This window comes from Kitasatospora sp. NPDC017646, from assembly GCF_044329365.1.
Classification (GTDB): domain Bacteria; phylum Actinomycetota; class Actinomycetes; order Streptomycetales; family Streptomycetaceae; genus Kitasatospora.
Genome location: NZ_JBIRJC010000057.1, coordinates 1 through 24,484 on the forward strand (window position 1 = coordinate 1; position 24,484 = coordinate 24,484).

The 24,484-nt window shown below is 70.0% G+C and carries 23 protein-coding genes and 3 pseudogenes; 16 read left to right on the forward strand and 10 right to left on the reverse strand.

Annotation, left to right across the window (positions count from 1 at the left end; genetic code table 11):
• On the reverse strand, positions 1-128 hold a 128-nt coding region (locus ACH4J0_RS38935), incomplete at its 3' end, for a transposase (protein ID WP_396245958.1).
• 82 nt (positions 129-210) lie between these two features.
• Positions 211-321 (reverse strand): annotated as a pseudogene (locus tag ACH4J0_RS38940) (IS982 family transposase); the annotation flags it as partial.
• Positions 322-1,684: 1,363 nt separating this feature from the next.
• On the opposite strand from ACH4J0_RS38940, the gene ACH4J0_RS38945 reads away from it, so the two are divergent.
• The 4 genes from ACH4J0_RS38945 to ACH4J0_RS38960 all read left to right on the forward strand — a co-directional run bounded on the left by ACH4J0_RS38945 (position 1,685) and on the right by ACH4J0_RS38960 (position 4,597).
• A complete protein-coding gene (locus tag ACH4J0_RS38945) occupies positions 1,685-2,287 on the forward strand; it encodes a hypothetical protein (protein ID WP_396245930.1) in 603 nt (200 codons plus the stop codon).
• On the forward strand, positions 2,284-2,655 hold the full coding sequence (locus ACH4J0_RS38950) for a helix-turn-helix domain-containing protein (RefSeq protein ID WP_360466253.1): 372 nt from the start codon (positions 2,284-2,286) through the stop codon (positions 2,653-2,655). Before ACH4J0_RS38945 ends, ACH4J0_RS38950 begins: the two co-directional genes overlap by 4 nt.
• Positions 2,656-3,135: 480 nt before the next feature.
• The gene (locus ACH4J0_RS38955) at positions 3,136-3,882 is read left to right on the forward strand and encodes a hypothetical protein (protein WP_396245931.1); all 747 of its coding nucleotides are present in this window, start codon (positions 3,136-3,138) and stop codon (positions 3,880-3,882) included.
• Positions 3,883-4,204: 322 nt separating this feature from the next.
• Complete coding sequence (locus ACH4J0_RS38960; protein WP_396245932.1) at positions 4,205-4,597, forward strand: hypothetical protein; 393 nt, start codon at positions 4,205-4,207, stop codon at positions 4,595-4,597.
• A gap of 266 nt (positions 4,598-4,863) precedes the next feature.
• Here ACH4J0_RS38960 and ACH4J0_RS38965 read toward each other — a convergent pair whose 3' ends face one another.
• From ACH4J0_RS38965 to ACH4J0_RS38980, 4 genes are all read right to left on the reverse strand, one after another.
• Positions 4,864-5,388 carry a GNAT family N-acetyltransferase gene (locus ACH4J0_RS38965; RefSeq protein ID WP_396245933.1) on the reverse strand — a complete coding sequence of 175 codons (525 nt, stop codon included), beginning with the start codon at positions 5,386-5,388 and terminating at the stop codon, positions 4,864-4,866.
• 89 nt (positions 5,389-5,477) lie between these two features.
• Complete coding sequence (locus ACH4J0_RS38970) at positions 5,478-5,978, reverse strand: DUF402 domain-containing protein (RefSeq protein WP_396245934.1); 501 nt, start codon at positions 5,976-5,978, stop codon at positions 5,478-5,480.
• A gap of 222 nt (positions 5,979-6,200) precedes the next feature.
• Positions 6,201-6,755 (reverse strand): GNAT family N-acetyltransferase, encoded by a 555-nt coding sequence (locus ACH4J0_RS38975; protein WP_396245935.1) that lies wholly within the window; start codon positions 6,753-6,755, stop codon positions 6,201-6,203.
• 10 nt (positions 6,756-6,765) lie between these two features.
• On the reverse strand, positions 6,766-7,977 hold the full coding sequence (locus ACH4J0_RS38980; protein WP_396245936.1) for a hypothetical protein: 1,212 nt from the start codon (positions 7,975-7,977) through the stop codon (positions 6,766-6,768).
• Between the two features lie 384 nt (positions 7,978-8,361).
• Between ACH4J0_RS38980 and ACH4J0_RS38985 the strand changes: the two genes are divergently transcribed.
• The 5 genes and pseudogenes from ACH4J0_RS38985 (at position 8,362) to ACH4J0_RS39005 (ending at position 13,670) form a co-directional block, all read left to right on the forward strand.
• A complete protein-coding gene (locus tag ACH4J0_RS38985) occupies positions 8,362-9,606 on the forward strand; it encodes an aminotransferase class III-fold pyridoxal phosphate-dependent enzyme (protein WP_396245937.1) in 1,245 nt (414 codons plus the stop codon).
• A 47-nt stretch (positions 9,607-9,653) separates the two neighbouring features.
• A complete protein-coding gene (locus tag ACH4J0_RS38990; RefSeq protein ID WP_396245938.1) occupies positions 9,654-10,892 on the forward strand; it encodes a hypothetical protein in 1,239 nt (412 codons plus the stop codon).
• Positions 10,886-11,362, forward strand: a complete 477-nt coding sequence (locus tag ACH4J0_RS38995) for a GNAT family N-acetyltransferase (protein ID WP_396245939.1) — start codon at positions 10,886-10,888, stop codon at positions 11,360-11,362. Before ACH4J0_RS38990 ends, ACH4J0_RS38995 begins: the two co-directional genes overlap by 7 nt.
• A gap of 109 nt (positions 11,363-11,471) precedes the next feature.
• Positions 11,472-12,793: pseudogene (locus ACH4J0_RS39000) on the forward strand (UDP-glucose dehydrogenase family protein).
• A gap of 490 nt (positions 12,794-13,283) precedes the next feature.
• Positions 13,284-13,670 (forward strand): hypothetical protein, encoded by a 387-nt coding sequence (locus ACH4J0_RS39005; protein ID WP_396245940.1) that lies wholly within the window; start codon positions 13,284-13,286, stop codon positions 13,668-13,670.
• Between the two features lie 970 nt (positions 13,671-14,640).
• On the opposite strand, the pseudogene ACH4J0_RS39010 reads toward ACH4J0_RS39005, so the two are convergent.
• A pseudogene (locus ACH4J0_RS39010) lies at positions 14,641-14,760 on the reverse strand (hypothetical protein); the annotation flags it as partial.
• A gap of 135 nt (positions 14,761-14,895) precedes the next feature.
• On the opposite strand from ACH4J0_RS39010, the gene ACH4J0_RS39015 reads away from it, so the two are divergent.
• The 4 genes from ACH4J0_RS39015 (at position 14,896) to ACH4J0_RS39030 (ending at position 17,726) form a co-directional block, all read left to right on the forward strand.
• The gene (locus ACH4J0_RS39015) at positions 14,896-15,606 is read left to right on the forward strand and encodes a hypothetical protein (protein ID WP_396245941.1); all 711 of its coding nucleotides are present in this window, start codon (positions 14,896-14,898) and stop codon (positions 15,604-15,606) included.
• Between the two features lie 187 nt (positions 15,607-15,793).
• Positions 15,794-16,333 (forward strand): UDP binding domain-containing protein, encoded by a 540-nt coding sequence (locus ACH4J0_RS39020; protein ID WP_396245942.1) that lies wholly within the window; start codon positions 15,794-15,796, stop codon positions 16,331-16,333.
• 88 nt (positions 16,334-16,421) lie between these two features.
• A complete protein-coding gene (locus ACH4J0_RS39025) occupies positions 16,422-16,730 on the forward strand; it encodes a hypothetical protein (RefSeq protein WP_396245943.1) in 309 nt (102 codons plus the stop codon).
• A 147-nt stretch (positions 16,731-16,877) separates the two neighbouring features.
• Entirely contained in the window at positions 16,878-17,726 is an 849-nt protein-coding gene (locus ACH4J0_RS39030; protein ID WP_396245944.1) for an SDR family oxidoreductase, read from the forward strand.
• A gap of 697 nt (positions 17,727-18,423) precedes the next feature.
• Here ACH4J0_RS39030 and ACH4J0_RS39035 read toward each other — a convergent pair.
• Positions 18,424-18,660, reverse strand: coding sequence for a hypothetical protein (locus tag ACH4J0_RS39035; RefSeq protein ID WP_396245945.1), 237 nt, complete (start codon positions 18,658-18,660; stop codon positions 18,424-18,426).
• A gap of 555 nt (positions 18,661-19,215) precedes the next feature.
• Here ACH4J0_RS39035 and ACH4J0_RS39040 point away from each other — a divergent pair.
• Both ACH4J0_RS39040 and ACH4J0_RS39045 read left to right on the forward strand, forming a co-directional pair.
• The gene (locus tag ACH4J0_RS39040) at positions 19,216-20,853 is read left to right on the forward strand and encodes a restriction endonuclease fold toxin-2 domain-containing protein (protein WP_396245946.1); all 1,638 of its coding nucleotides are present in this window, start codon (positions 19,216-19,218) and stop codon (positions 20,851-20,853) included.
• Between the two features lies 1 nt (position 20,854).
• A complete protein-coding gene (locus ACH4J0_RS39045; protein ID WP_030557501.1) occupies positions 20,855-21,244 on the forward strand; it encodes a hypothetical protein in 390 nt (129 codons plus the stop codon).
• 21 nt (positions 21,245-21,265) lie between these two features.
• Here ACH4J0_RS39045 and ACH4J0_RS39050 read toward each other — a convergent pair whose 3' ends face one another.
• Positions 21,266-22,345 carry a Ku protein gene (locus tag ACH4J0_RS39050; protein ID WP_396245947.1) on the reverse strand — a complete coding sequence of 360 codons (1,080 nt, stop codon included), beginning with the start codon at positions 22,343-22,345 and terminating at the stop codon, positions 21,266-21,268.
• A 220-nt stretch (positions 22,346-22,565) separates the two neighbouring features.
• The gene (locus ACH4J0_RS39055; RefSeq protein WP_396245948.1) at positions 22,566-23,570 is read right to left on the reverse strand and encodes a hypothetical protein; all 1,005 of its coding nucleotides are present in this window, start codon (positions 23,568-23,570) and stop codon (positions 22,566-22,568) included.
• A 400-nt stretch (positions 23,571-23,970) separates the two neighbouring features.
• Here ACH4J0_RS39055 and ACH4J0_RS39060 point away from each other — a divergent pair, with 400 nt between their 5' ends.
• Positions 23,971-24,438: a hypothetical protein gene (locus tag ACH4J0_RS39060; RefSeq protein ID WP_396245949.1), complete on the forward strand. Its 468-nt coding sequence runs from the start codon at positions 23,971-23,973 to the stop codon at positions 24,436-24,438.
• Positions 24,439-24,484 lie beyond the last annotated feature (46 nt).

Sequence of the window (24,484 nt, forward strand, 5' to 3'; positions counted from 1 at the left end):
TTCTGCAGCGTGCTCTCGTGCACGCCCAAGTCCCGCGCGACCTCCGCGGCCGACTTCCCGGTCTCCGTCACGATCCGTACCGCCCCCGCGCGGAACTCCGCGTCGTACGAGCGCCTCTTCCCCGCCATGACCCTCAACTTCCCCGCTGGTCACGACTCCACGCTACGAGGGGAATGTCACTGACACCATCCCCAGCACCCACCGACACCCCGGGGCGATCCCTGTCGTCGGCCGCCAAGGCGCCAACTGCGGAGAGTTCTTCAGCAAGTCGTCGGTCTTCACGTAAAGTGCGGTCGCGAGAGAGTCCAACTCTGTCTTCACACTGACGTTGGACGCTCTCGCCTCTCAGCCGCACGGATTCGGTGGAATCGGTCAGCGCGGACGACGGGGTCGGCAGCCGCGCACGCCCGTCGAGAGCATGCCGATCCCGAGCACCACCCACATCAACACCCACGATCCGACCATCGTGATCTCGGGCTTCCTGTCGGTTACGTGATGACGCCTGTCCTGCCAGGCCGCCGGGTAGAGGCGGCAACGACCCACCCACCGCGGAGCGGGCCGCAGTGGTTGGCTGAGCGCGGCGCGCTCCGCTACCGCACCCTGGCCAGCGCCCGGCGGCGCTGGACCCGCCTACCTTGCGGGGGGCTCCTCCCCCCGCGCCCCCCACCAGCCCTGCGCGGGCTGGACATGCGCTGCCGCCTGGCCTGCGCTTCGCGCACCACCGGGCCGAAGACGGCCCGGTTGGCCAGTTGCCATCGGCACTCGGCGGCGAAAGTCTGAAGGTGATGCACAGACCTTGCGAACCAAGCTGCCCACTCTCGAGCCCTGCCGCGGTCGAGCCTGAGGTTCCGTCGAGTCCTTGAGAGCCCCCAGTGGCCAGCTATCAGCAGGAGGTACTTATGTGCGGGCCTGGGTCGGTGGATAAGACTCCGCACTGCTGGCGTGCTGTTGTACGGGCGGGGCCCGTTGTCGGATGAGTATGGAAAGGGCCCTCTGGGGCCCGGTTGCAGCGGCAGTCGCAATTCCGTGATCGGCGGGGTGAGGGTTACAGGCAGCCGACCGTGCGTGGATGGCTCATCCTCAGCCCGGGTGGCGGCAGCGGCAGGGATCGCGGCCTGGAGGGGTCGGCGGTCAGCCTGTCGCTCGCGCGCTTTAAGGAAAAGAGGGGCAGAAGTTGATCATGCCTCTGACCTGCAAAGATGTGAATCTTGCTGTCGTGCTTTCACGACACTCGCGCCCCGGTTTGTCGTGACGGCATCGACAAATCCGACGCTGACTCACCATATTTGGTGAGTCAGCTGACGCACGGCCACGAGGTTCCAGGCCACCAAGGGGAGCATTTCCCTCCCTGCCTGAGTTACTGCAGGAGGCCTCGCGCACGCGCGCGAACAAGGAAAAGAGAAGCCGAATGCGATCACCGCGCTGACCTGCGGAAACGCTGATTGCACTGTCGTGACTTCACGACACTTCGACCTCCGGCAGGGTGGAACAGTCCGTGATCGAGCTGAGCCGGCAGCGCTTGCCGGTGGTGTCGTGCAGACGCGACAGAGACTCACCAAATTCGGTGAGTCAAACCGAACTGTCGTGGGATCACGACACTGACTCACCGAAAACAGTGAGTCGACTGTACTTTTTTGGTTAGTCACGCTACGTTGCGGATCAAGCGCGCCCCGAAAGGCTGACCATGACCCTCCCTGCCCGGAAGCAACCGGCGATGCCACAGCCGGCAACGCCGACGCGTAAGCGCGGCGATGGCATGTCCGTGGAGCAGAGACTCGCCGAGGCGATGTCCGTGGCGGTGGGCAAGACCACCAAGGGCCGTGGCAGCGCACCGGTAGAGGTGACGGCGACCGCGCGTTACCGCAACCCCCACCTGATGATGGGCAACCTCGGCTTCAGCGTGGTCTCCAACGCCTTCATGTCCCGTGTGCTGGCGCCGGTGGTCGCTGCCCGAAACATGACTCCCACCGAAGTCGCAGTTCTGCTGTACTGCATGGGTGAGCAGAAGCAGGGGTTCGTGTCGATCAAGAAGCAGCAGGACGTCGCTGACTTCCTCGTACTGCCGCGCACGAACGTCTCCTCCGCCCTCGGGCGCCTGGAGGAGTGGCACATGATCCGGAAGGTCAACCGCACTAAGATCCAGGTGAACCCCACCCTGTGCTTCAACGGGAACGGCGATCTCCAGCAGGAAGAGCTGACTGCGGCCCGACTGCTCCAGGCCAGCCCCGGGGACTTCCCGGATCTTGTGGTTCCACCGCCCCGAGCGAAGAAGGGTAGCTCGTCATGATCATGCGGACTGAGGTCTGGGAGACGATCGGCGAACTCGGCCTGCCTGGCTCGGCGTTCAAGATGTTGACGCATCTCGTCAGCAAGAAGCAGAAGCCCGGTGGAGTCATCGAGGACTCTCAGCAGGATCTGGCCGAAGAGCTGGGCATGCACCCGAACGTGGTCAGCCGAGCCATGCGCTCGCTCACCGCGGCGAACGTCGTACTGCGACCGGGCCGCTACACCTACAGGCTTCACCCGTTCGTCGCCGGCTACCAGAACGAGACCGAGATGAACGAGGCAATCGCGCAGGCCCTGGAGGACATCGAGAACGGTGAGCTTCAGATGATCAGCGTCCCGCGCAAGCGACACCTGGCCGCCGTCAGCTGACGGGCGGCTGGCAGCGGGGGCGAGCCCAGGCTGGGCTCGCCCCGTTCGGCTTTCCGGGCCCGCGTCCCCAGACGCTGCCGGAGCTCCGGGCAAGCCAAGCTCCTCAGATCCGGCGGCCAGCTCACCGGCGGATCTGCGGCCGCCGACTGGTGGCTTCTGCCACTCAGCGTGAATCGGTCCTGAGTAGAAGCCGTAGAGCAGAGATGTCCGGCATGGGCTGCCGTCCCACTCGGTAGCCCCGACGCTGAGCTGCGAGCGCAGCTTGCGAATCCCCACCGGCCCCAGGATGGCGGCGGCACCGGTCTCAACCTGGCGGGGCCGCCAAGCTAGCGCCCTCTCACAGGTCAGGACTACCGGATCCACCCGACCGCCGTCGGGTAAACGGCTCCGACATGATGCCTTTCAGGTTCAGTAATGTTGCATCATGAGCCGACTGCGGTCGGGTGGGGCCAGAAAGCAATCAATACCCGGGGGAGTGTGATGACGGCCGAGCAGGTCGACGGTTGTGACGAGGGGCGACCCCGGCGGCTCAGGCGGTGGCAGCGGCTGGGGGTGGCGGCGCTTGCGATCGGGGTGCTAGCGGGGGCTTGGCCGGCCTGGCAGGAGTGGCGGCCCAATTCCTTCGCCGCAGTGCCCGCAGTCTCGTGTTACGGAACGCTGGATGAGCAGACGCTGCGCGCGTTTATGGTGAACAACGAGGACGTCACGGCGACGCAGGGTCCACTGCGAACGGCCCACCAGGACGACGTCGCCAAGATGTTGGGCGGCTGTAGTGGCAAGCAGGGCGAACACCAGCTGGTGAGCGCGATTGTGAACCAGAACGGAGGCTATCCCGAGCCCCCGGCGACGGGCATGCCCGCGCCGAAGCAAATGCCCTCGCTACTCCTGCAGTCAGTCTTCTTCGCCCACGACGAGGACCGCGGTGGGTACTTCACCAGCGAAGGCACCAGAGTCTACTTCCGCTGCTGGACCCAGCCCCATGAAGCCGACCACTTCTCGGTCCCCTACTTCATGGACGTCATCGTCTTCGGCCGGGCCACCGGTTACGGCAGCGGTCAAGGACGATTGACTTCCCACCAGCGCCAGCTGCTGGCCAACTCGGCCTTGAAACTGGCCAAGGTGGTCTCCACGGAGCTGCGTTGCGATGCCGGTATCCAGCTTCCGGCCGAGCCCCCAGCGGACTCCTATGGCCCCGCGACGACCGACTGGATGACGCCGGTGGCATGAGCGGCAAGTCGCCCCAGACCTGTCGCAGTAGTTCCACCGCGCGCAGAGCGCTGCTCGCCCTCGGCATGCTGGCGACCTTCCTCATCTCCCCCGGCCCAAGCAGAGCGACACCTATCGTGCTTCGACACACGTAGCCCCGTGAGCCCCCGACCAGCCCGAGCACGACGACGATGACCTCGTCTCCCTCACCCTCGGCGCGCCGCCCCCGCTCACACCGCCCGAGCACGACGACGATGACCTCGTCTCCCTCACCCTCGGCGCGCCGCCCCCGCTCACACCGCCCGAGCAGGACGAGCAGGACGAGCAGGGCGAGCAGCCGGACGTGATCTGGCACCGCCCCCAGCCGCGCCGCCCCCAGCCGCGCCGCCTCCGGATCCTGCCCGGCCGCGCCGTCTCCGGCGACCCCGCGCTCGGCCTGGCTGCGCTCGGCGTCCTGGTCGTCCTCGTGATCCTGGCACTCGCCCTCGGCCCGTACGCCGTGGCCGGGCTGCGTTGGCTGGTCGACCCGGCCCACGTGGCCCACCCGGTCGTCCGGGTCTGGCGCACCGTCAATGACCCGATCCACCATTTCCTCACCGACCGCGGACGGGACCTGCCTGCCGGGCCCGGCGCCCTCTACGGAACCTGGGCCACTATCGGGCTGCTGATCCTGTGGCGGGCGCTGCGCATGAGGGGTTCCGCTGCCGGCCTGGGACGTGGCCGAGCAGCTCGGTGAGTTACTCCCTGAGGTCAGGGCCCGACAAGCGCAGGCAGTGGGTGGCCATGGCCAGAAGGGCGGCTGTGGCCGGTGCAGACTTCGGCAGAGCCCTCCACCCGGTCGGGCTTCGTCGGCCCGGTGTCCGCTGCTCGTGCGGGAGTCAGGTCGTCACCCGCTACATCAGGGGCGGCCCTGGCGCGCCGCCTGACCGTTGCCTCCTTCACGGCCGCTGACACCCCCCGTGTACGCCTGCCCGCCGTCAGGAAGTGACTGCACCAGAGAGGTCACTTGGAAGGTGCGGTGGTGTAGAGGACCTGACTCTGGCCGTACTCGACGAAGTGCTCGGTGTCGAGGAGCCCGAGTCTCTCCAGCAGCCGCCGGGACCGGGTGTTCGCTGCCTGGGTGACCGCGATCAGCTGATGGTCTGGGGCCACCTGAGCGCACCAGTGGAGCGCTGTGCCAACAGCCTCTGCCGCATACCCGCGGCCTGCGTAGGCGGGGAGGAACTCGTACGAGACTTCGGCCCGGCCTGCGGCACGATGGTCTGGGTCGAGTGTTACCCGGCCCACCGCCTGGCTGGCCTTGGTGAGGACGACGGTGAAGTGGCCGCGCTGGCTCGCAGCGTCGGCAAGGCGCCGGTCGAGCCGGTCAGCAGGAACGGGGCCGCCCAGGAAGCGCCGGACCTCCGGGTCGGTCCACAGCGTCCGGAGAAGTTGAAAGTCCGCAGTCTCCACCGGGCGCAGCAAAAGCCGAGGCGCGGAGAGTTCGGTCGGCCAGTGCGGGTGGAGCCACTTCGGATCGGCGGTCATGCTGCTCCAGGTTCCGGGATCGGCGAGGGTCGCGGCGGCGTGGCTGGTCGGAGGCAGGGAAGCAGCGGGGAGGGTTCCTGAACTGCGGGTTATTGGGTTCCGCCCGGGTCTGTCTCTCTTGCGTCGGCGGGAAGCTCCGGTGACGGCCACGTGGGGTCAGGAGCCCAGGCGGGCCAGGCGTCGCGGAACGGCAGGGCCCGTTCCTGGACGAGGGCGAGGGCTCGTTCGCGGGCCGTCTCGACGATGGTGTGCAAGCGGTCGTCGATCAGGCCGAGCCGTCGGGCTTGGGCGTATTCGTCGAGGTCTTTCCAGCGATGAGAGCTGAGGTCCGGCTCGACGACCAGGTCGACGAACAGGTCGAAGGTGTCGAGTCCGATCGGGGTGCGGGTGTAGGGCAGCTCGAAGTTGATGTACCAGTGCTGCGGCTCGCCGGTGGTCGCGTCCCGGAATGCGTGGATGCTGAAGTACTCGCCTGCCTCGAAGCGGGAGAGCAGGGTGGCTCCTTGCCACGTCCAGGGTTGGAGCTGCCAGTGGCCGGCCGCGAGGTCGTCCAGACCGGACCTGCGGAGGGAGTCGTCGCCGGTGCGCATCGCCGCTGCCCAGGTGGCGGGGCTCAGGCTTGTGATGCCGGGCCAGTACGCGAGTTCGAGGGTCGTGCCGTCGTCGGTGAGGGTGCGGTAGGGCTGGGCTGACCAGACACGTCCGTGGTGGACGTCGCGGCGAACGGTGGTGCTGCCGGGCGTGAACCGGGGGCGGTGGTCATGTCGCTCCGGTAGGTCGGGCCGACGCCGGCTCGGCCCGTACAGCGCGGGTCACACAGGCGTGCGGAGCAGGAGGAGATCGAGCACCGGTCCGTCCGGTCCGGAACGGTAGGGCCCGGCGTACCGGTACCCCAGGCGATCGTAGAGCCGCCGGGCGGGACCGTTGCCCGGCATCACGAGAAGCGACACCCATTCGGTGCTCAGCGCCTCCAGCAGCACGGTGTGGAGGTGGGTGCCGACGCCTTGGCCCTGCCAGTCGGGCAGGACGGCGAGTTCACAGATGCCGGCGAGGGAGTCGGTGTCGCGCGCGTCGGGGGTGATGGAGGGCAGGAGCTGTTCGCCGTACCAGTAGGCGGGGGAGCAGCGGAAGCCGTAGGCGAATCCGACGGCCTGGTCAGCGGAGGAGGCCACGACGAGGGCGAAGCCGTCGTGGCGGGTGTGCGCGGTGATCTGGCGGCGCAGGGTCTCGGGGGTGAAGCCGGCCTCGGCGACGTCGCCGTGACCGGTGTGGGCTTGGGCCCAGATGTCGGTGAGGGTGTCGAGCAGGGCGAGGGTGTCGTCGGCTCTATGGCGCCGTATGGACAAAGGTGTGGCGGGCAAGGTCATGTGGGGTCCTTCAGGCAGCGGGGACGGCGGTTCGGTAGGCGTCGAGGTAGCGGGCCACGCAGGGCGCTTGGCGGTGGTCTTCCAGTGACTTGGCGATGCCGCCTAGGGAAGTGATCAGCCGCTTGGAACGGACGTCCTTGAGGTAGGCGAGGGTGCGGTGGCCAGCGTCGGTCGCGGCGTCGAGGTCCGGCCGCTCGCGGCGGGCCTGATGGAGCGCGATGTCAGCGGTGTACAGCGCCCGGTTGCGGGCATGGCCCTGGGCGAAAAGCATCACCGCCTGCTCAGCGCCCGCGCACGCGCGATCGAGCTGACCGAGGTCGGCCCGACACAGCGACTCCAGGCCGGCCAGTTCGGCGGGGACGAAGAACTCCAGCCAGTCGGGGTCGGCTTCCTGCGGGCCCTTCGAGTACAGGTCGTACGCCCGCACGAGCGCCTGCTCGGTCAGTGTGCGGTCTCCTTGAAGCGCCCAGCCGCGGGCCTCCCGCATCGCCAGGAGCGCGAGCCAGCGCGGCGAGCCGAGCCCGGCGGCCGCGCGCTGCGCCACCTGGGCGTTGCTGACGGCCTCGCGCGGTCGGCCGGCGGCGTGGGCGAGGAGGGACAGGCAGGAGAACGCGTGTGCTTCCAGGCCGGGGTCGTCGGCCTGCCGGGCGCTGGCGAGGGCTTCTGTGTACAGCGACCGGGCGTCCTTGGTGCGTCCGCTGTCGAGTGCGAGCCATCCGGCGGCGACGGACAGCATGCCGGTGGCGGTGTTGAGCCGGCGGCCGAGCTGTTCGTCGTAGCGGCCGTGTGCCAGCCAGGTGCGGGCGATGTCCAACGCGGTGCTGGCCTGGCCCGCGAGGTCGGCGGAGCCGTGGTCGCGGTCCTGCGCGTACAGGGCCTGCTCGGCATCCTGGAGCGCTTGGACGTGGTCGGGGCCCAGAGTCGGACCGGAGCCTGCGATCGGGGGGACGGCGGCGGTCAGCACCGCGGCCCCGGCGCCCAGAAGGACGCTGCGTCGGCGCACGTCCTCGTCACCGCCTTTCGAAGTGGCCGCTGCGGGGGCCGTCGCCCGGCCCCTGTACGGCGGGGGAGCAAAGCCCAGCTCGGTGGCGGTCCGGCCGGTCACATGATGGAGAAGCCGACGGTACTTGGCTCTCGGCCACGCGGTCGTGCCGTCCTCCCAGGTCGCGATCGTCCGGGCGACCAGGAAGACCGGCTCGCCCATCTTGACCGACTCGCCCACCAGAAACTCCGCGGCCTCCCGACGCGACATGTCCCACTCGACTTCGCGTAGGTGCCGGATCGTGTCGTTCGCCCTGCCCATGAGGCCCCCCGGTGTCCGCCACTGCTGCACCTCCCGACAGTAGCGAAACGCGCACGCTCCGCGACAGCCGAGGGCCGGTGGAAATTGCAGTGACGGCCCCGTCTGTCATCCAAATTTCACCGCCATCTGACATCGCATCAGCTCCGCGTGCTCGGGTTCCCTGTGTCCACGCCCGGCACCGACGCCGGGCGGCCGCCCCGACAGCCAACCGGTCAAGGGCCGGCACCCCATGACGGAAGGGGGACTCACCTCGTGGACCGCTACCCATCCCACCGAACGAGGCTGCTGACATCGTCCAGGCCGATGCCGGACTGGGACGTCGTCGGCGCAGACGGGGCCTGGCTCCACCGCGGCGACGGCACCCGGATCCTCGACGGCTCGTCCGGCCTGCTCTGCACCAACGTCGGGCAGAGCAGCCCGAAGGTCTGGTCCCGCATCGAGGAGCAGTTCGCCCGCTACACCTACGGCGGCGCGGCTGTGGTCCGGCCGCACATCCAGCTGGAGCTGACAGAACGCCTGTGCAACGCCGTCGGCCGCCCGCACGACTCCGTCGCGCTGGTCACCTGCGGCACGCTCGGCGTCGAGGTCGCCATCGGCCTGGCCCGCAACATCACCCGGGTCCGCGACAAGAAGCAGCGCGGCGACATCCTGACCTCCGGCCTGAGCTACCACGGGATGAGCGCGCTCACCCTCGCGCTGGGCGGCAACCACGCGCGCCGGCCGCGCCCGGACGACGCCATGGGCCTCACGCCCGCCTTCCCCGCGCCGTACCCGCCTGCCCACCCTCACGACGGCGGGCAGGCGTGCACCTCCGGCTGCGCCGAGGAGGTCGCGAAGGCGATCGACGCCCGAGGCGCGCAGAACGTCGCCGCGGTCCTCCTGGAGCCGGTCAACGGCACCACCGGAGGCGCCTTCGTCCCGCCCGACGGATATTTGCGCCGCGTCGGCGAGATCTGCCGCGAGCGCGACGTCCTGGTGATCCACGACGAGGTGCTCACCGGCCTGTGGCGCACCGGCACGGCACTCGCCAGTCGGCACTGGGAGGGCTGCGAGCCGGACATCGTGATCCTCTCCAAGGGCCTGGGCGCCGGCTACACCCCTGTCGCCGCGGTGCTGGTGTCTCCCGAGCTCGCGCCGCTGCTGCACCATAAGGACGCCGACCCGCTGCCCGCGATGGGGACCATGGCCGCGCACCCGCTCATGGCGGCCGCCTGTCTCGGCGTCCTGGACGAGCTGGAGGCCCTCGACCACCAGGCGCTGCGGGCGCGCGGCGAGCGCCTCGGCGAGGCCCTGCGGTCCCTGACCGGCCTGCCCGGGGTGCGCAAGGTCCGGGGATTTGGCCACCTGTACGGCGTCGAGGTCGCCCCCGGACTGCTGTGGCCCCTGCTGAAGGAGGCCGAGCAGCGCGGCGTCTTCTTCTACCCCTTCACCGGCGCCGGTCAGCCGCGCAGCGAGGGCCTGGTCGTCGCCCCGCCGCTGATCTCCACGGACACCGACATCGCGTTCCTGACCGGCGTGCTGTGCGACGCGGTCACCGCCCTTACCTGAAACAGGCCGACCGGCCCGCGAACGGGCCCACACCCACGGAGGAACCCGTGATCCTGCCCCACGTCGTGATCGACTCCCTGACTGCCGAGCAGGCCCGCACCTGGCGCGAGCACTTCGCCCCGGAGGCCGGCGGCCGCAACCCCGGCATCGAGGAGGGCATCTGGCGGCGCACCCAGGACCCGCGCAACGCCGAGCAGTCCGGCTGGAGCGAGGACGACAACGGCCGGCGCCGCATCGTCCACTACCGCCTCCACTACGGCATCGACCGCAGCCGCCCCACCGACCGCCTGGTGATGGACGAGCTCTACCTCTACGTCTCCTGGCTCGCCCCCGCCGACGAGATCGCCGCGCACCGCGACGACCTGGAGAAGTGGCTGTCCGAGGGCCGCTGGAAGGCCACCGGCGACGACGCCACGTGGCGCCGCGGCGACCTGTACGCCACCGTCACCGAGTACGACATCCACCCGCAGGACGACCGCGCCGACCGCGACACCCCGGCCGGGTTCCGCTCCATCGACGTGGTGCTCCAGTCGGTCGACTACCGCCTGCCCCGCGCGTCGCGGAACCTTCCCTGGGACGTGCTGGCCGACGGGATGCGGGTCAAGGAGCAGCGCGGCACCCCCGAGTACGCCGACGACCTGTCCGGCCTCCTCGACCACCTGCCCTTCGTGGTGGAGGCCGGGTGTGGGACCTCGATCGAGGCCGGCGTGCCGCCCCTGCACTGGCTGCACGAGGTCTACCGGGTCACCGCCCGCCAGGGCAACGACCTCACCCAGGGCTACGCCTTCACCATGGCCCCGGCCCAGGACATCCTGGTCAAGGAGGTGCTGACCGACACCGCGCGCAAGGTCGACGACATGGTCAGCATGTTCCGGCGCCTGCTGGAGGCGGAGCCGACCGAAGCGCACCGCATCCTCAAGGCCCTGCACGACGCCGGGCACGCGGTCGGGCCCGTGGCGACGCACAACTTCGACCGGCTCCTGGCCCGCGCCGGGCTCCCGGAGGCGTTCATGCGCCGCTACGACGAGAAGACGCCGCACATGGACTACCCGAAGGAGGCCAAAGCCCTGCTCGTGATCGGCCTGCACGCCGACCGGCGCGACGTCCAAAAGCGCGCCCGCGAGCAAGGACTGAAGGTGTTCTTCCTGGACACCGAGGGCGTCACCGAGCACGGCGTCCACAAGGAGTACCTGATCGAGGGCGCCCGGGCGGGAGACACCGTCGTGCGCTCGGAGGCCATCCCGGCCCTGCGGCGCCTGGCCGAACTCCTGAAGATCGAATGCTGACCGTCCGGCAGGCCACCGCCGCCGACGCCGACGAGCTCGCCCGCCTCGGAGCCGAGCTGGTCAAGGACACCGGCGAGTGGACCACCAGGCTCGCCGACTTCTACCGCCACCACGCGGAGACCGACCGCGTCGCCGCGTTCGTCATCGACCGCCCCGCCGGAGGCCTCGCCGCCTGCGCCTGCGCCACCATCACCCACTCGATCCCCGGCCCCGACCACGCCGGGATCTACGCCCACATCCACACCGTCTACACCGACCCCGACCACCGACGGCGCGGCTACGCCCGGGCCACCGTGCAGGCCCTGACCCACTGCCTCACCACCGAGCGCGGCTGCGGCCTGATCACCCTCAACGCCAGCGATGACGGCGCTCACCTCTACCGATCACTCGGCTTCACCACGAACCAGCGCGCCATGCGCCTGATCCCGACCGCCTCCTGCCCGACCACCGCGGCGCAGACCCGGCGATGAACATCAGCGCGCCCAACTCCGCCCCGTCTCAAGCACCTTCCCGTAACCGGTAGCGTCGGGGGCACACCGAGTAACGGTGTGCCCCTCGACCAGACAAGGACCAACTCCTATGCGCGTCTCCGTGATCGGCTGCGGTCACCTCGGCATCCCGCACGCGGCCGCGATGGCCGAACTCGGCCACGAGGTCATCGGCGTGGACGTCGACCGCGACAAGGTCGAGCGGCTCAACGCCGGAGAATGCCCCATCTACGAGCCCGGCCTGCCCGAACTCCTGACCCGCCACACCCAAAGCGGCCGCCTGCGCTTCACCACCGACATCACCCAAGCCGCCGCCTTCGCCGAGCTGCACTTCATCGGCGTCGGAACCCCGATCGACGCCGACGGCCGCTCCTACGACAACGGCCAGGTCTTCGGCGCCATCCGCCAACTCGCCCCCACCTCACCAAGGCCTGCACGATCGTCGGCAAGAGCACCGTCACCGTCGGCACCACCGCCGAAGTCACAGCCCTCGCCCAGCGCCTGTCCCCCGCCGGCACCGACATCGAGGTCGTCTGGAACCCCGAGTTCCTGCGCGAGGGCCACGCCGTCGACGACACGCTGCGCCCTGACCGCATCATCGCCGGGGTCAGCAGCGCGGAAGGCGAGAAGGCGATCCGCGCGGTCTACGCCGGCATCCTCGACGCGGGCGTCCCGCTGTTCGTCTGCGACCCGGCGACGGCCGAACTGGCGAAGGGCGCGGCGAACACCTTCCTCGGTCTCAAGATCAGCTACATCAACGGTGTCGCCGACATGTGCGAGAAGGCCGGCGGCGACATCTCCAAGATCGTGGAGATCCTAGGAATCGACCCGCGGATCGGCGCCGGTGGCATGCAGCCGGGCATCGGCTACGGCGGTGGCTGCCTGCCCAAGGACATCCGCGCGTTCACCGCCTCCGCCCGCAAGCTCGGCGCCACCGATGCGGCCGAGCTCCTGCGCGCCGCCGAGAAGATCAACGAATCCCGCACCACCGTCGCCATGGACCTCATCACCGCCGTGCTCGGCGACCAGCCGATCCGTGGCACCCGGGTCACCGTGCTGGGCGCGGCCTTCAAGCCCAACACCAGCGATGTCCGCGAATCGCCCGCCCTGGCCCTGGCCCTGGCCCTGCACCGCAAAGGCGCCGTCGTCACCGTGCACGACCCGCAGGCCACGGCCAACGCCATGGTCCGCAACCCCGAACTCGACCACACCAGCGACCTGACCGCCGCCCTCACCGGCGCCGACCTGGTCGTCCTGGCGACCGAATGGCCCGAGTACCGACAGGCCGACCCCGACACCCTGGTGAACCTTCCCACCAACCCCGTCCTGGTCGACTGCCGCACCACCCTCGACCCCGAGCCCTGGCGTACCGCAGGCTGGCGGGTCCACCAGCTCGGCCGCCCCGGAAAGTAGCGGCTTCCCGCGTCACACTGATAGGCCTGCCGACCAGGGAACCGCCTCGCGGCAACCGGCAGCTGCACACTGACCTCCGCCGCCCGTAGGAAGGCGAGTCCGACGCTCACGAGTTCACCCACCTCGTCCGCGACGCCGGGCTCGCCGTCCAGGCTTAACCTCCGTATGACCGGGCGATCGGCGTGTGAGCCCGGCGGATAGCCGGTCAGCCCCACAACGAGGCGTACCGCGGGTGGTCCACGAAGTGGACTGCGCACCTGCGGACCACCTCGCACGATGCCGGCTGACGGCACCGCTCGCATTCGACGTGGTGGTGGCGGGTCAGCCGGACCATGTCATCCGCTTTGAGGACCGGTTCGGCACCGCCGTCGAACTCCCAGCCCCGCCTGAGCGCGGCGTCCCGCAGCTCGGCCAGCAGCCGGCCACAGGGCCGATGCGGGCTCGATGAGAATTCTTCGACCTGGTCCTCGCCGGGCGCCTGGACCAGACGGTGCCCGCGATCGTCTACGACCCGCTGGTGCTGCTCATGCTGAGTCAGGCGTACGGGCCCGAGTGTGCACTCGTGCTGGCGGTGGAGCACTGGCTCGCCCTGCACATCCACGCCGACCCGGACTTGAGGGACCGGTTCGCCTGGGACGCGGACTGCACGTTAGACCGCGTGGACCAGCAGAACGACTCGCTGCTCACCCGGCCGCCGTTCAGCAGGCCCGACAGCGGAAGGTTGGCGATGGTGGCGAGCGGGGTGGTGGTGTGCGGATGCCGGGTCCGCTTCGACGCGGTCGCCTCCACCGGCGAGCCCTACGCGCACTCACGCCGGTGGATGCGCGACGACCCCACGCTCCATGAGGGCATGGAGGGGGCTGCGGGCAGGGCCTGAAGATCTGCGAGGACTGCCTGGCGTCCTGCGCGGGCCCGGTGGTCTACGTCGACTGCACCTCGTGCACTGGCTGGAGGGACGCGGCCATCGGGTGAGTGCGGCCGCGCTCCGATCCTTATACCTGGTAAAAAGCGTGCGGCACTCGGCGACTAGTTAAGTGATCGTCGAATCTGCCAGGATCTCCCTTGTTCATCACCGCATTTCCACAGGGGGGGCCGCGATGTCAGCCGGAAACTCCATGCCGTCACCTGACCGGGTTCCGCCCGCGCGGGAGCCCGAGGCCAAGAAACGCAAGCGCCTCAAGATCGTGGGGCTCGGCTGCGGCATCCCCTTCGGTCTGTTCATGCTTCTCGGGGTCATCGGATCCCTGACCGGCCCGCCGAAGACCGCCAATGCAACGCACGCATCCCCTACTCCCAAGGTTCCGGTCCCGGCCGCCTCCGCCGCAGCCCCGAGTACCGCTCCCGCCGCCCCCAATACCCCGGCCCCGAGCGCCGCTGCGACTTCGCCAACCTCAAACCCCAGCCCGGACCCGAAACCGAGCACCGCCCAACCCTCCGCAGCTGCTTCACCCGGCACAGCCGCGCAAGCAGCGGCCGGCGCTCCGCAAGCGACCCCCGCACCTGCGAGCCCGACAACGCCGACCACGACCGGCTGCACGCCCACACGCGACATCATCGTCCGGTTCGTCGTTCCTGGCCTTCCCCCGAGCTCGGAACTCCTCGGAGACGTTGCGGTCGCAACCTGCGAACCGACGTTCCAGTCGCTTGAGAAGACGTCCCCGAAGAACCCCGGCTACTGCACGGAAGCGGCGTGGGCAAGCGACAATCCGGGCTACCAGGACGACGTCACACCGGCCCCGCCGTTGAAGAAGGTCCAGGTGGCGTACGGCCCAGCGTGCACGTGATGCCGCGAGAAACCCGGCTCTCCCCGTTCGGGCAGCCAGGTCCGCATGCTCACTCTCATTCCTCTACTCCTCCACCCCCGGGGCGCCCCAGACGGGGAACCAGCGCGACAGGTCGGGCTCGATACGAAGATCGTTCTTGAGCATGTTGGAGATCTCGATCTCCAAGGCGCTGTCGCGTTTCTCTGGCAGGGCGTTTACAGACCGAGTAGAAGGTGCCCCGGTTCGGCTCTTGTGCCCCCGTATGCCCGAGGACGAAAGAGCCCGGAAGGGCCTATGTGGGAGAGTACGTGGCGATCACGAATCCTGGGGGTGGGATCAGTGCGCACACGTCACTGCGCGGTGGTGGGGATTGTTCTGGCGGTTCTCGGCGTGCCGGCCTGCACGGCCGACCAGAAGACCGGGCCGGAGGCCGTTGCGGCCTTCACGCCGGTGCCCGCGCCCAAGAGCCTGCGCGAGGGCCTGCTGACCCAGGAGCGGCTTCCCCGGGGATTCCGGCTGAACAAGGTGGAGGCCGGCCCGACGTCGACCGCCGCTTCGGCCACGCCCGTCCCCATCGCCTCGCTTCGGTGCGACGAACTCGAGGTCGACTCTTTCATGACGACCCACGCCCCACCCTTGGAGAACGTGGCGGCGGACCTGGAACGGACGCCGACCGGCGGCGAGAACGACGGCTGGTTCGGCCAGGAGTTGCTCGACCGCTACGCGCCCGGCCGAGCGGCCGAGGTCATAGACGCCATCCGCGGGACCGCGAAGCGCTGCGCCTCCTTCACCACCACACTCACGGACGGCACGAAGATCCGAGAGACCGCGTCCGTCACGCCAGCCGGGGTGCCGGCTGACGACGGTCTCCTGATCCACTTCACCTCGACCTTCCCCGGGGACTCGAAACCCTTCGAGAAGGTCACCGGTTTCGTCCGCCAGGGCGACGTGATCCTCGTGGTGCAGCACTCCTCCAGCCAGAAGCCGTCCACGGACACCCAAGAGGTCCTCGCCGCCGCCGTGAAGGCGTACCGTTCCGCCGGCGGCTGACGCCGTGCGCCTCAGTCCTTGACCTCCGGGGCGCACCAAAGCAGGAACCAACGGGAAAGGCCCGGCGATACGCCCTGATACCCCACCGGGATCAACCCCGGCAGCAGCGCGGGTCCTGCCCGTACACACTGGAAGGGGCCGGTCCGCGCGCGAACCCCCGAGCGGGCGCGGACCGGCACCGGCGTCATTGAGTGGTCAGGCCCTCGACGCCTTCCGCAGGCTGGGCCTCGGAGCGCCCGGCGGGCGCCGCTGTGAGGCATGCGCCGTTCACCGCCCGGAGGCCAGCGCCGGTTACGAGGCCGCCTGCCTCACCCAGGCCCTCAACAGCGACGTCCGCGGCCGCACCATCGCCTTCCTGGGCGGTGCGTTCAAGGCCGGCACCTCCGACGACCGCGACAGCCCCGCATTGCGCGTGGCCGACCGGCTCCACCAGCTCGGCGTCACCGTGCGCCTCTTCGATCCCGAGGCCCAGGACAACGCCCGCCGCACCCACCCCCACCTCGCCTTCGCCGACAGCGCCCTTGACGCCACCCACGAAGCCGACCTGGTGGTCATCGCCACCGAGCGGCCCGCCTTCAACGCCGACGCGAAACTGCCCACCGCCGCCGAACACGTGACGACCCGCACCGTGGTCGACGTCCGCAACGCCCTGGACGCCAGCCCCTGGCTGGCCGCCGGCTGGACGGTCCACCAGCTGGGCCGCCCCACCCGAACCCCCACCGCCTGACCCAGCCCCCGAGCCAGGCAGCCACAGCCCGAACCGCGGAGGGAGAAGACCTGAACGATCACTTCCAACAGATCCGCGAACTGCGCCGGTGCGACACGAACGGCGCAGCGGCGCCCTCACCCACGTGCTGGAGCTCCTGCTGGTCACCAAGGTCACCAAGGTTGCCGAGGAGGCCTGCGAAGCCGGCGCACTGTACCGGCACTCCAAGGGCTGGGGGTCCGACGGCCCGGTCACCGCCACCACCCGTCAGGCCCAGCACGAGATGTGCGCTGCGATCATGGACGGGCTGGTCGCCCTCTACCGGCTTTGCCCCGATGATGACGCCGCCCAGCTCTGGGCCGACTACCTCACCTACGGCTATGAGCGGGCCCTGCGGGAGAACACCGAAGCGGCCTGACAGCACCAGCGCGGCGGGCCCCCAGCAGGGATTTGCTCCCGGCCGGGGACCGCCGCGCTGCACCGTGCGGCCGCCAGGCGAGCGCACGGTCGTTTCCGTCTCGGCGAAGTCGGGCAGGCCGACCTGCTTCTGCTCTACCGTCATGGCGTGACAGTCCTGATCATCGGCGGTAGCGGGTTCCTGGGCAGCGAGCTGGTTTGCCAGGCGGCATCGGCAGGCACTCCGGTGGCCGCGACCTTCGCCACAAGGCCCAGCGACGTCCCCGAAGTCGCCTGGCACGCCCTCGACCTGCGGGACCCCGACCGCATCGAGGTCCTCGTGGCCGAGGTAAAGCCCCGCGTGGTCGTCAACGCGGCAAGCGGCAGGGCCGACTGGGCGGTCACCGCCGAAGGCCCGGTCCGAGTCGCGATGGCCGCCGCACGGCACGGCAGCCACCTGGTCCACGTCTCCAGCGACGCGGTGTTCTCCGGCACGCACGTCCACTACGACGAATCCAGCCTCCCCGACCCCATCACCCCGTACGGCGCGGCGAAGGCCGCGGCCGAGACCGGGGTCCGCCTCGTCCACCCCCGCGCCGCCGTCGCCCGCACATCGCTGATCATCGGCGACCGCCGCTCCCAGCACGTCGCCCTGGTACACGACCTCGCCGCCGGCACCCGCAGCGGCGCCCTATTCACCGACGACATCCGCTGCCCCGTGCACATCACCGACCTGGCCGCCGCCCTCCTCGAAATCGCCTCCCGCGACCTCTCCGGCGTCCACCACCTGGCCGGACCCGACGCCGTAAGCCGCCACCAACTCGGCGTCCTCATCGCCCAGCGCGACGGACTCGACGCCACCCAGCTCCCGGCCGGCCTACGGGCCCACAGCGCGCAACCTGGCGCGCTCGACGTCCGCCTCGACAGCCGAACCACCCAGAGCAGGCTGCGCACCAGGCTGCGCGGCGCCCACCAGTTCCTTACCGCGGGAACCTCCAGCCGGCTGGCACCCAGATGATCTCGGTCCCCTTGCTGCTCACAGTGGGCGTCGGTGATGGCCGCGGTGGTGGCCGTCGAGCTCATCGCAGCGAGTTGGTCGGCAACGTTGCGAAGACTGGCTGCCAGCGGAAGATGACGGTCCCGTCGAGCGCATCACCGACCCGTGCGGATCAGCGTCCGCGATGGCTCCCGCGTCTTGCCTTGCCTCATCGACGCGGGGCCCGCCGCCGAGTCCGGCCGCGGCATGGCCCTGGTTCACCCTTCGCGGCGGGCCTGGGGAAGTCCTCTCTGGTCGAGCAGGGCCAGCAGCTGGTGACGGTGTGCGTCGTAGATCGGAAGGTACTCGGGGCCGATGAGGCTGTTGGGGCAGCGGTCGGTGCGGCAGCGGTTCGGGAACGGTCCGTCGGCGCCGGCAGGGAGGACGGCGCTCTCCAGGCACGGAATGGCACAGGGATAGCAGCTGCGGCCAACGCCAGAGCCCCGTCCTCACTCCTGCGGATGAACCCCGCTGAGACATCCAGCAACTATGGAAAGAAGGCCTCGGCGACGGCTGGGCCCAACTGATGGAGCGGCAGGTCCGCATCGAGTGCCCCGGCCGCCGAACCCGCAGCCGCACCCGCACTACCGAGCTGCTCCTGCCTGACGACTGCGGACAGCTCGCCGCCCCGCCGAGCTGGTATTCACCGACCGGCGGGCGCTGCGTCTGGTGTCCGCAGTCAATGCCAACTGAGGTGGACGTGCGCGGCGAGGAACTGGACCGTCCACACCACGGCGCTCGCGCCGACCGACGACGCGACGCCGACGACCAGCTGCTCGCGCACCCGGCCGTCCATCCGGCCCCGCCCGGGCGGTCGTCCCACGAACCCCGTCGAGGGCTGATCCGGCTGCGCCCGGCGTTCCACGCCGTCCCAGGCCGCCGCAGGGGCCTCGCGCTGCTCTTCCGGTTCCTCCACCGTTCTTCTCCTTCGTCTCGTACACAGGGAATCGAGTCCGGCACTGCGGGGTGCCGGGGACCACACAGGCGCCACGTACCGCTCCTGGCGGTCCGTGGCGCCGAACGTAGGCGCGTGAGAGCGCCGATCAAGCCCCTCCGGGCACCGGATCTGCAGGGCAGTGGGATCAGGCGGGCGGATGTCGTACACCGCCCGCCGGGCGAATCAACTCCCCTCGCTCGAACAGGGAGCTGCCCACCGCCCCGGCACTCCCGGGGCGGCGGGCAGCTCCCTGCGCGCTCTTGCTCGCGGAGCACCGGGCGAGCGGCCGGGAGATCGCGAGGAACCCGCACCTCACCGAGAACTGGGCCGAGTTCGCCCTCCGCTCCCCGAACCTGCTGGCCGCCGTCCAGGCCGTCCTCGGTCCGGACGTCGCGGTAGAGAACACCTTCCTCGTGGTGAAGTGGGCCGGGCCGTGGGTTGGAGATCCCATGGGACGGCATCCGAGCGGCGTACGGAGGACGACTGGTAGGTGCGCGAAGGTAGGCTGGATGCTGCTTTGGGGGAGGAGTGAGCGTGACTGACACGGCTCCAGGGGGAGGGTTCGAGGTCGACCCGGACGTGGTGTTCCGGGCGTCGCTGAAGTTCCTCGGATCGAAGGACTTCGTTTACAACATCGCTTCGGGCGTGGCGGGCGACCTTGTCTCCTCGGCGGGGATGGCCGGCGACGACACGATCGCCCACAGCTTCGCGAAGAAGTACGAACCGGCGGCCAAGAGCGTGGTCAAGGCGATCGGGACCGCCGGGCAGGGCATGGCGACGATCTCCAGCCGCCTGCTGACGATGGCCGCCAACTACCTGGCCGTCCAGGACTCGGTGGCCGCCGCATTCACCGGGAAGATCAACACGTCGGCACCGCTGGCCAAGGGCGCCCAACAGTGCGACGAGAGCGAGGCGCACAACAGCCTTCCGATGGTCACCGGCTCGAAAGAAGTCCACGAGATCCCGGTGATCGGCAAGTTCTGGCCCCAGGGCGACCCGAAGCGTCTGCGCAGCGCGGCCCAGGTGTGGGCGGAGTGCGCGTCGGTCATTGACACGGCCCAGCGCAACGCCGGCCAGCATGTCGCAGATGTGATGGCTAAGTGCACCGGCCCGGCGTTCGAAGGCTTCAAGTCGTACGCCGCCACGGTGTACGACCCGTGCCCGCCTGGCGGGACGGCCGTGTCGGCATCGCAGCCGCTGATGGTGAACATCTCGTCGGCCTGCCGGGAGCTGCAAGCGATCTGCGAGCAGTACGCGCAGGCGATCGAGACGTGCCAGGACACGCTGATCGGGCTCGGGACCGCCGCAGGCATCATCACCACGACCGGGGTGATCCTCACGTTCTTCACCTTCGGCGCCTCGGACGCGGCTGCCGCCGGTGCCGACGCGGCCTTGGCGGCGGACGCGGCGCTCGCCGCCGAGGCGCTCGCCACCGCCGAGGCAGAGCTGGCCGCGGCCGCCGCCGTCGCGGAGGCCGAAGCGATCGTCTCTTCCCTGGCGTCGCGGCTGGTGGTGCTCGCCGGAACGGCCGCGGCGGCGACCGCGGTGACGGGTGTCGATTCGGCGAGCGCGGCGACTCCGCCCGACCCAGCCGGGCAGCAGCCGGACGGGGCGACAGGTGCAGCTGGGCAGAGCCCGTTCGCCAACCCTCTGGTGGGTCCGGTTCCCCCGCCCAAACCGCCGGCGTACCCGCTGTACGACGCGGCGCAGCAGATGGCCGCCAAGACATGGATCGAGGGGCTGCCCGAGCGTCCGCCGAACTACGGCACGGCGGATGACCGCGCCTACCAGGTGTACGCCGCGGGTAAGCCTGAGCGAAACGCCAAGAGCGCCGACGGTACGGAGAGCGTCTGGGCGGACGGATTCCGGCCGGCCGACGGTGCGTTCATCGATGCCAAGAACGTCCGCAAACAGGGCTGCAGTCCGCGTTCGCTGAAGGGCATTCAGGAAGACGACTTCCGGACCGGATGGATGCTGGACAAGGACGACGACGAGATCAGGCGCTACAAGCTCGCCATCGACAATCCCGCCAACCATGCCCAGTACCTTGAGATCGACACCCCTGACGACGCGACGGTCGGCTACTGGCAGTACCTGGCCGCCAAGAACCACGTGAAGAGCAACGTACGTGTCGTTACGATGCCCCCGCCGCCCTCAACCGAAGAAGGCTGATTTGGACACCATCCACCTCGGCGCGGCGCCAGGGACCACCTGGGCCCTGTCGCCGCTGGAAGCCGAAGACCACCTTCGTGCCCGCTTCCCGGACCTGCAGGCCGGGCAGGAGCATTCGCCGACCACCGGCAAGAACTACGTCTCCTTCTACGTCGAGCTGGCAGGCGAGAGTCGGCACGGTGCGTACTTCGAACGCGGCCACCTGGTCCTGGACGACGGCGACGCGGACCTGTGGGCCGATACCGCCGCCTGGTTCCTGGGCCTCCTGCCCGCCGACGCGAGGGCGGTCGCCATGGTCGAATCCAGCCCGGACAGCGTGCGGACCATTCCCCCCGGCGCTGACACCGCGCAGGTCCGCGAAATTTTGCAGTCGCTCCTCGATGTCGTTTAGCCGCTCAGGCCTCAACTGCAGTTACGACGCCGCCCGCTGGGAGCGTCCGGCTTGTTCGAGGGCGTGCTGGAGCTCGTCGCGCGTCATGGTGGAGCGATGGGGGATGTCGAGGTCGGTGGCGCGCTTGTAGAGCTCGGCCTTGGTGAGCTGGGACAGCTGCTGTTTGCCGGTGGCGCTGGCGCGCTTCGTGGTCTTCGCCGCCGTGCTGGCTTTGGTGGCGGTGCTCTTCTTGCCACCGGTTGGCTTGGGGGAGCGGCTGGCGCGGGCGGCCGGGGTCTGGTCGGGGCGCGTCTTCGAGGGCTGCTCGGCCGGTCCATCCTTGTGGGCGGTTTCGAGGCTGCGGCGCAGGGCGTCCATGAGGTCGATGACGTTGGTGGCCTCGGGGGCAGGCCCGGCGGACACGGCGATCTCGCGGCCGGCGAGCTTGTCCTGGACGAGCTTCTTGACCTGCTCCTCGTAGGTGTCGTGCCACTCGTCCGGTTTCCACTCGATGGCGAGCATGCCGATGAGCTGTTCGGCGGTCTTGACCTCCTGCGGGGACAGCTTGACCTTCTCCGGCAGGTCACCGACCTCCGAGTGGGGGTCTCGGACCTCGTCGGCGAAGTGCATCGTGTGCAGCTCCAGGAGCCCGCCTTCGGACCTCACCGCGGTCAGGTACTCCTTGCCACGCATCGCGAACATCGCGAGCCCGGCCTTGCCCGCATGTTCCAGGGCTTCGACTAGCAAGGCGTAGACCTTCTGGTACTCCCTGCCGCGAGGACCGAGGTAGTAGGTCTTGTCGAAAAAGATGGGGTCGACGTCGGCGAGGTCGACGAACCCGGCGATGTCGATGGTGCGCGAGCGCCCGGGGGAGATCTGCTCCAGCTCATCGGGCTCGACGACGACGTACTCGCCCTCAGTGACCTCGTAGCCCTTGACGATGTCCGCGTAGTCGACTTCCTTGCCGGTGCGTTCGTTGACCCGCTTGTTGCGCACCCGGTCGGAGGTACCGCGCTGCAGTTGATGGAAGTGGACGTCGTGGGACTGCGTCGCGGTGTACAGGGCGACCGGCACGCTGACCAGGCCGAAGGTGAGCACTCCAGTCCACATGGGTCGAGCCATGATGGGCTCCCTTCGACCTGGCGCGCCCGCCAGCCGGTGCGAGGGCGGGTCACGGCCAGCGTCGCCGCCAGACCGGCGTGTCCGCACGCGGTGTTGGGCCGACGGGCGTCGCCGCCCTGCTGGGCCCCGCTCGGAGGCGGTACGACGACGCCCTACCGGACGCCTGGGCAGTCGCCGCCCACCCAAACCCCCGCAAGCCGCGTCCAGCCGGGCTTTGCGGTCAGTCGTTCTCCAGTCGCCGCAGCCGCTCGGCTGCCTCCCGAGCGGCCTCCCGGGCACGGGCCACCCGGCCGCGGGCGGAGTCGCTCGTGTTCTCGGTGTCCCGCACCCGGGCGTTGGCCCGCGCGAGGGCGTCCCGCGCACGGTCGTCGCGCTCCCGTGTCTGAACGAGCGCGGCCTCGGCACGATCGGCCTCGTGCTGCGCCCGCTGCCGGGACGCTCTGGCGAGACGCAGCTCCCGTTCGGCTTCGGCGGCCCGATCGGCGGCTTCCCGCTCGGCCTGTTCGGCTTCGGTCACGGCGATCCGGGCCTTGTCACGCTTTCGTTCCCACTCGCGTTCGGCCCGGGCCGGTGCGGCCGCGTCCTGCCTGTCGCCGGGCGGCGCGTCGGTGGCACTGGCACGGTGCGAGCGTCGTTCCGCGGCCGGCCGCCTTCTGGCTGGCGGTGTGCTGGTGTCCGGGCCGGCGCCGACGTCGGTCGAAAGGTTCGGCTGTCCGGCCTCCGTCCTGCTGGGAGCGGCGCCCGGCCACAGCGGCGGCTCAAGGGCGGCGGTCAGCCGGCCTTCGGCCAGGGACCGGGCGGCGTCCGGGTCGGCGAGCGCGGCGGACAGTGTCCGGTCGAGGTCGGCGACCGCGTCCGAGGCGAGCGGGTGACCGGCCGCCGCGGCGTCCCGCCTTGCCTGCTCGGTCAGCGCCCGGACCAGCTGGCGGCGCTGGTCGGCGAGAGCGCGCAGTTGCTCGCCGGCGAGGTGCTCCTGAGCTTCCCGCAGGGCTTGACCGAGGTCCATGAGCTGCCTGACCAGGTCGTGGTGCCGGTGGGCGAGGAGGTTCGCGGCCCACGCGGCCACTGTGGGGCGGTGCAGGGCACGGATGGCCTTGGCGAGCTGCGGGTCTGACTTCTTGACCTCGTCGGCGCGTTCGTTTCGGGCGGCGGTGAAGGCGGTCGGAGCAAGGACGTAGAGCGCGTCGGCGGTTGCGTCGAAGTCGGTCGGCGGCTTGCTGGCCACCTTCGAACTGTATGGCCGGTACGTCCTCGAGTCCGGCGGACGTCCTCCGTTCAAGGGAAGGTCTCGGAGCCGGCGGGCGCGCCCGCACCTGGCGGGTCGATCCCGATCGGCGAACTCGCGCCTGTTCTCGCTGGGTGGCGCATCCCGGTCTTACTCGCCGAAGAGCGGGACGTCCCGGCCGCCTATGTCCGTGCGGATGCGGTGCGGGCGGACGGGGTGGCGCCACCGGCCGGCGCTGTCACGGGCGACGTCGGCAGCGACCTCCATCACGACCTCGGGTGCCGCCAGGACGACGTCGAGTCTGTCACGGCTTCCCCAGCCGGCCGAGAATGAATCCGCAGGGCGAAGCACGGCGGATGCCGCCGTCTCAGCGCGACGACCGGCGCAGTACGGTCCCAGGATGAGCAGCAGCGATCTCCAGCTTCAGGACCTCCTGTCGGCTGCCCTCGAGGACACCGTGGCAACAGCTCACGCCGAGGCGGCCCGATGGCTGACCGCCCAGCTTGAGCAACGCGGCACCGAGGCCATGTGGGAAGGCACGTGCCGACTGCTCTCCGCCCTGGCCGTCCGGCCCGCTTACGGGCTGCCGCCGCACGAAGCAGCCGACCGGCTGCGGCTGACCGCTCGTACCGCTCAGCCCGACGTCGCGCTGGTCCTGTCGCTGAGGCTCGCCTTGTGGGAGCGCGGCGAGGAAGCCGCCGCCGAGGTGTGGCACGCTGCCCCCGTCGAGCTGCGCCGGCAGGCGATCATGCATCTGGTCATCGCGTACTGCGCGACCGTCGGCTACGACGGGCGCAGTCTGAGCCCGGCCGAGACGGTGTCGCTCGTGCGCCAGGCCTTCCCGCCTGCTGCCCGTTCGGCGGGGTGATCATCTTTTGCGGTGGTCGTTGGGGGAGAGGCGGGGGCCGAATCGC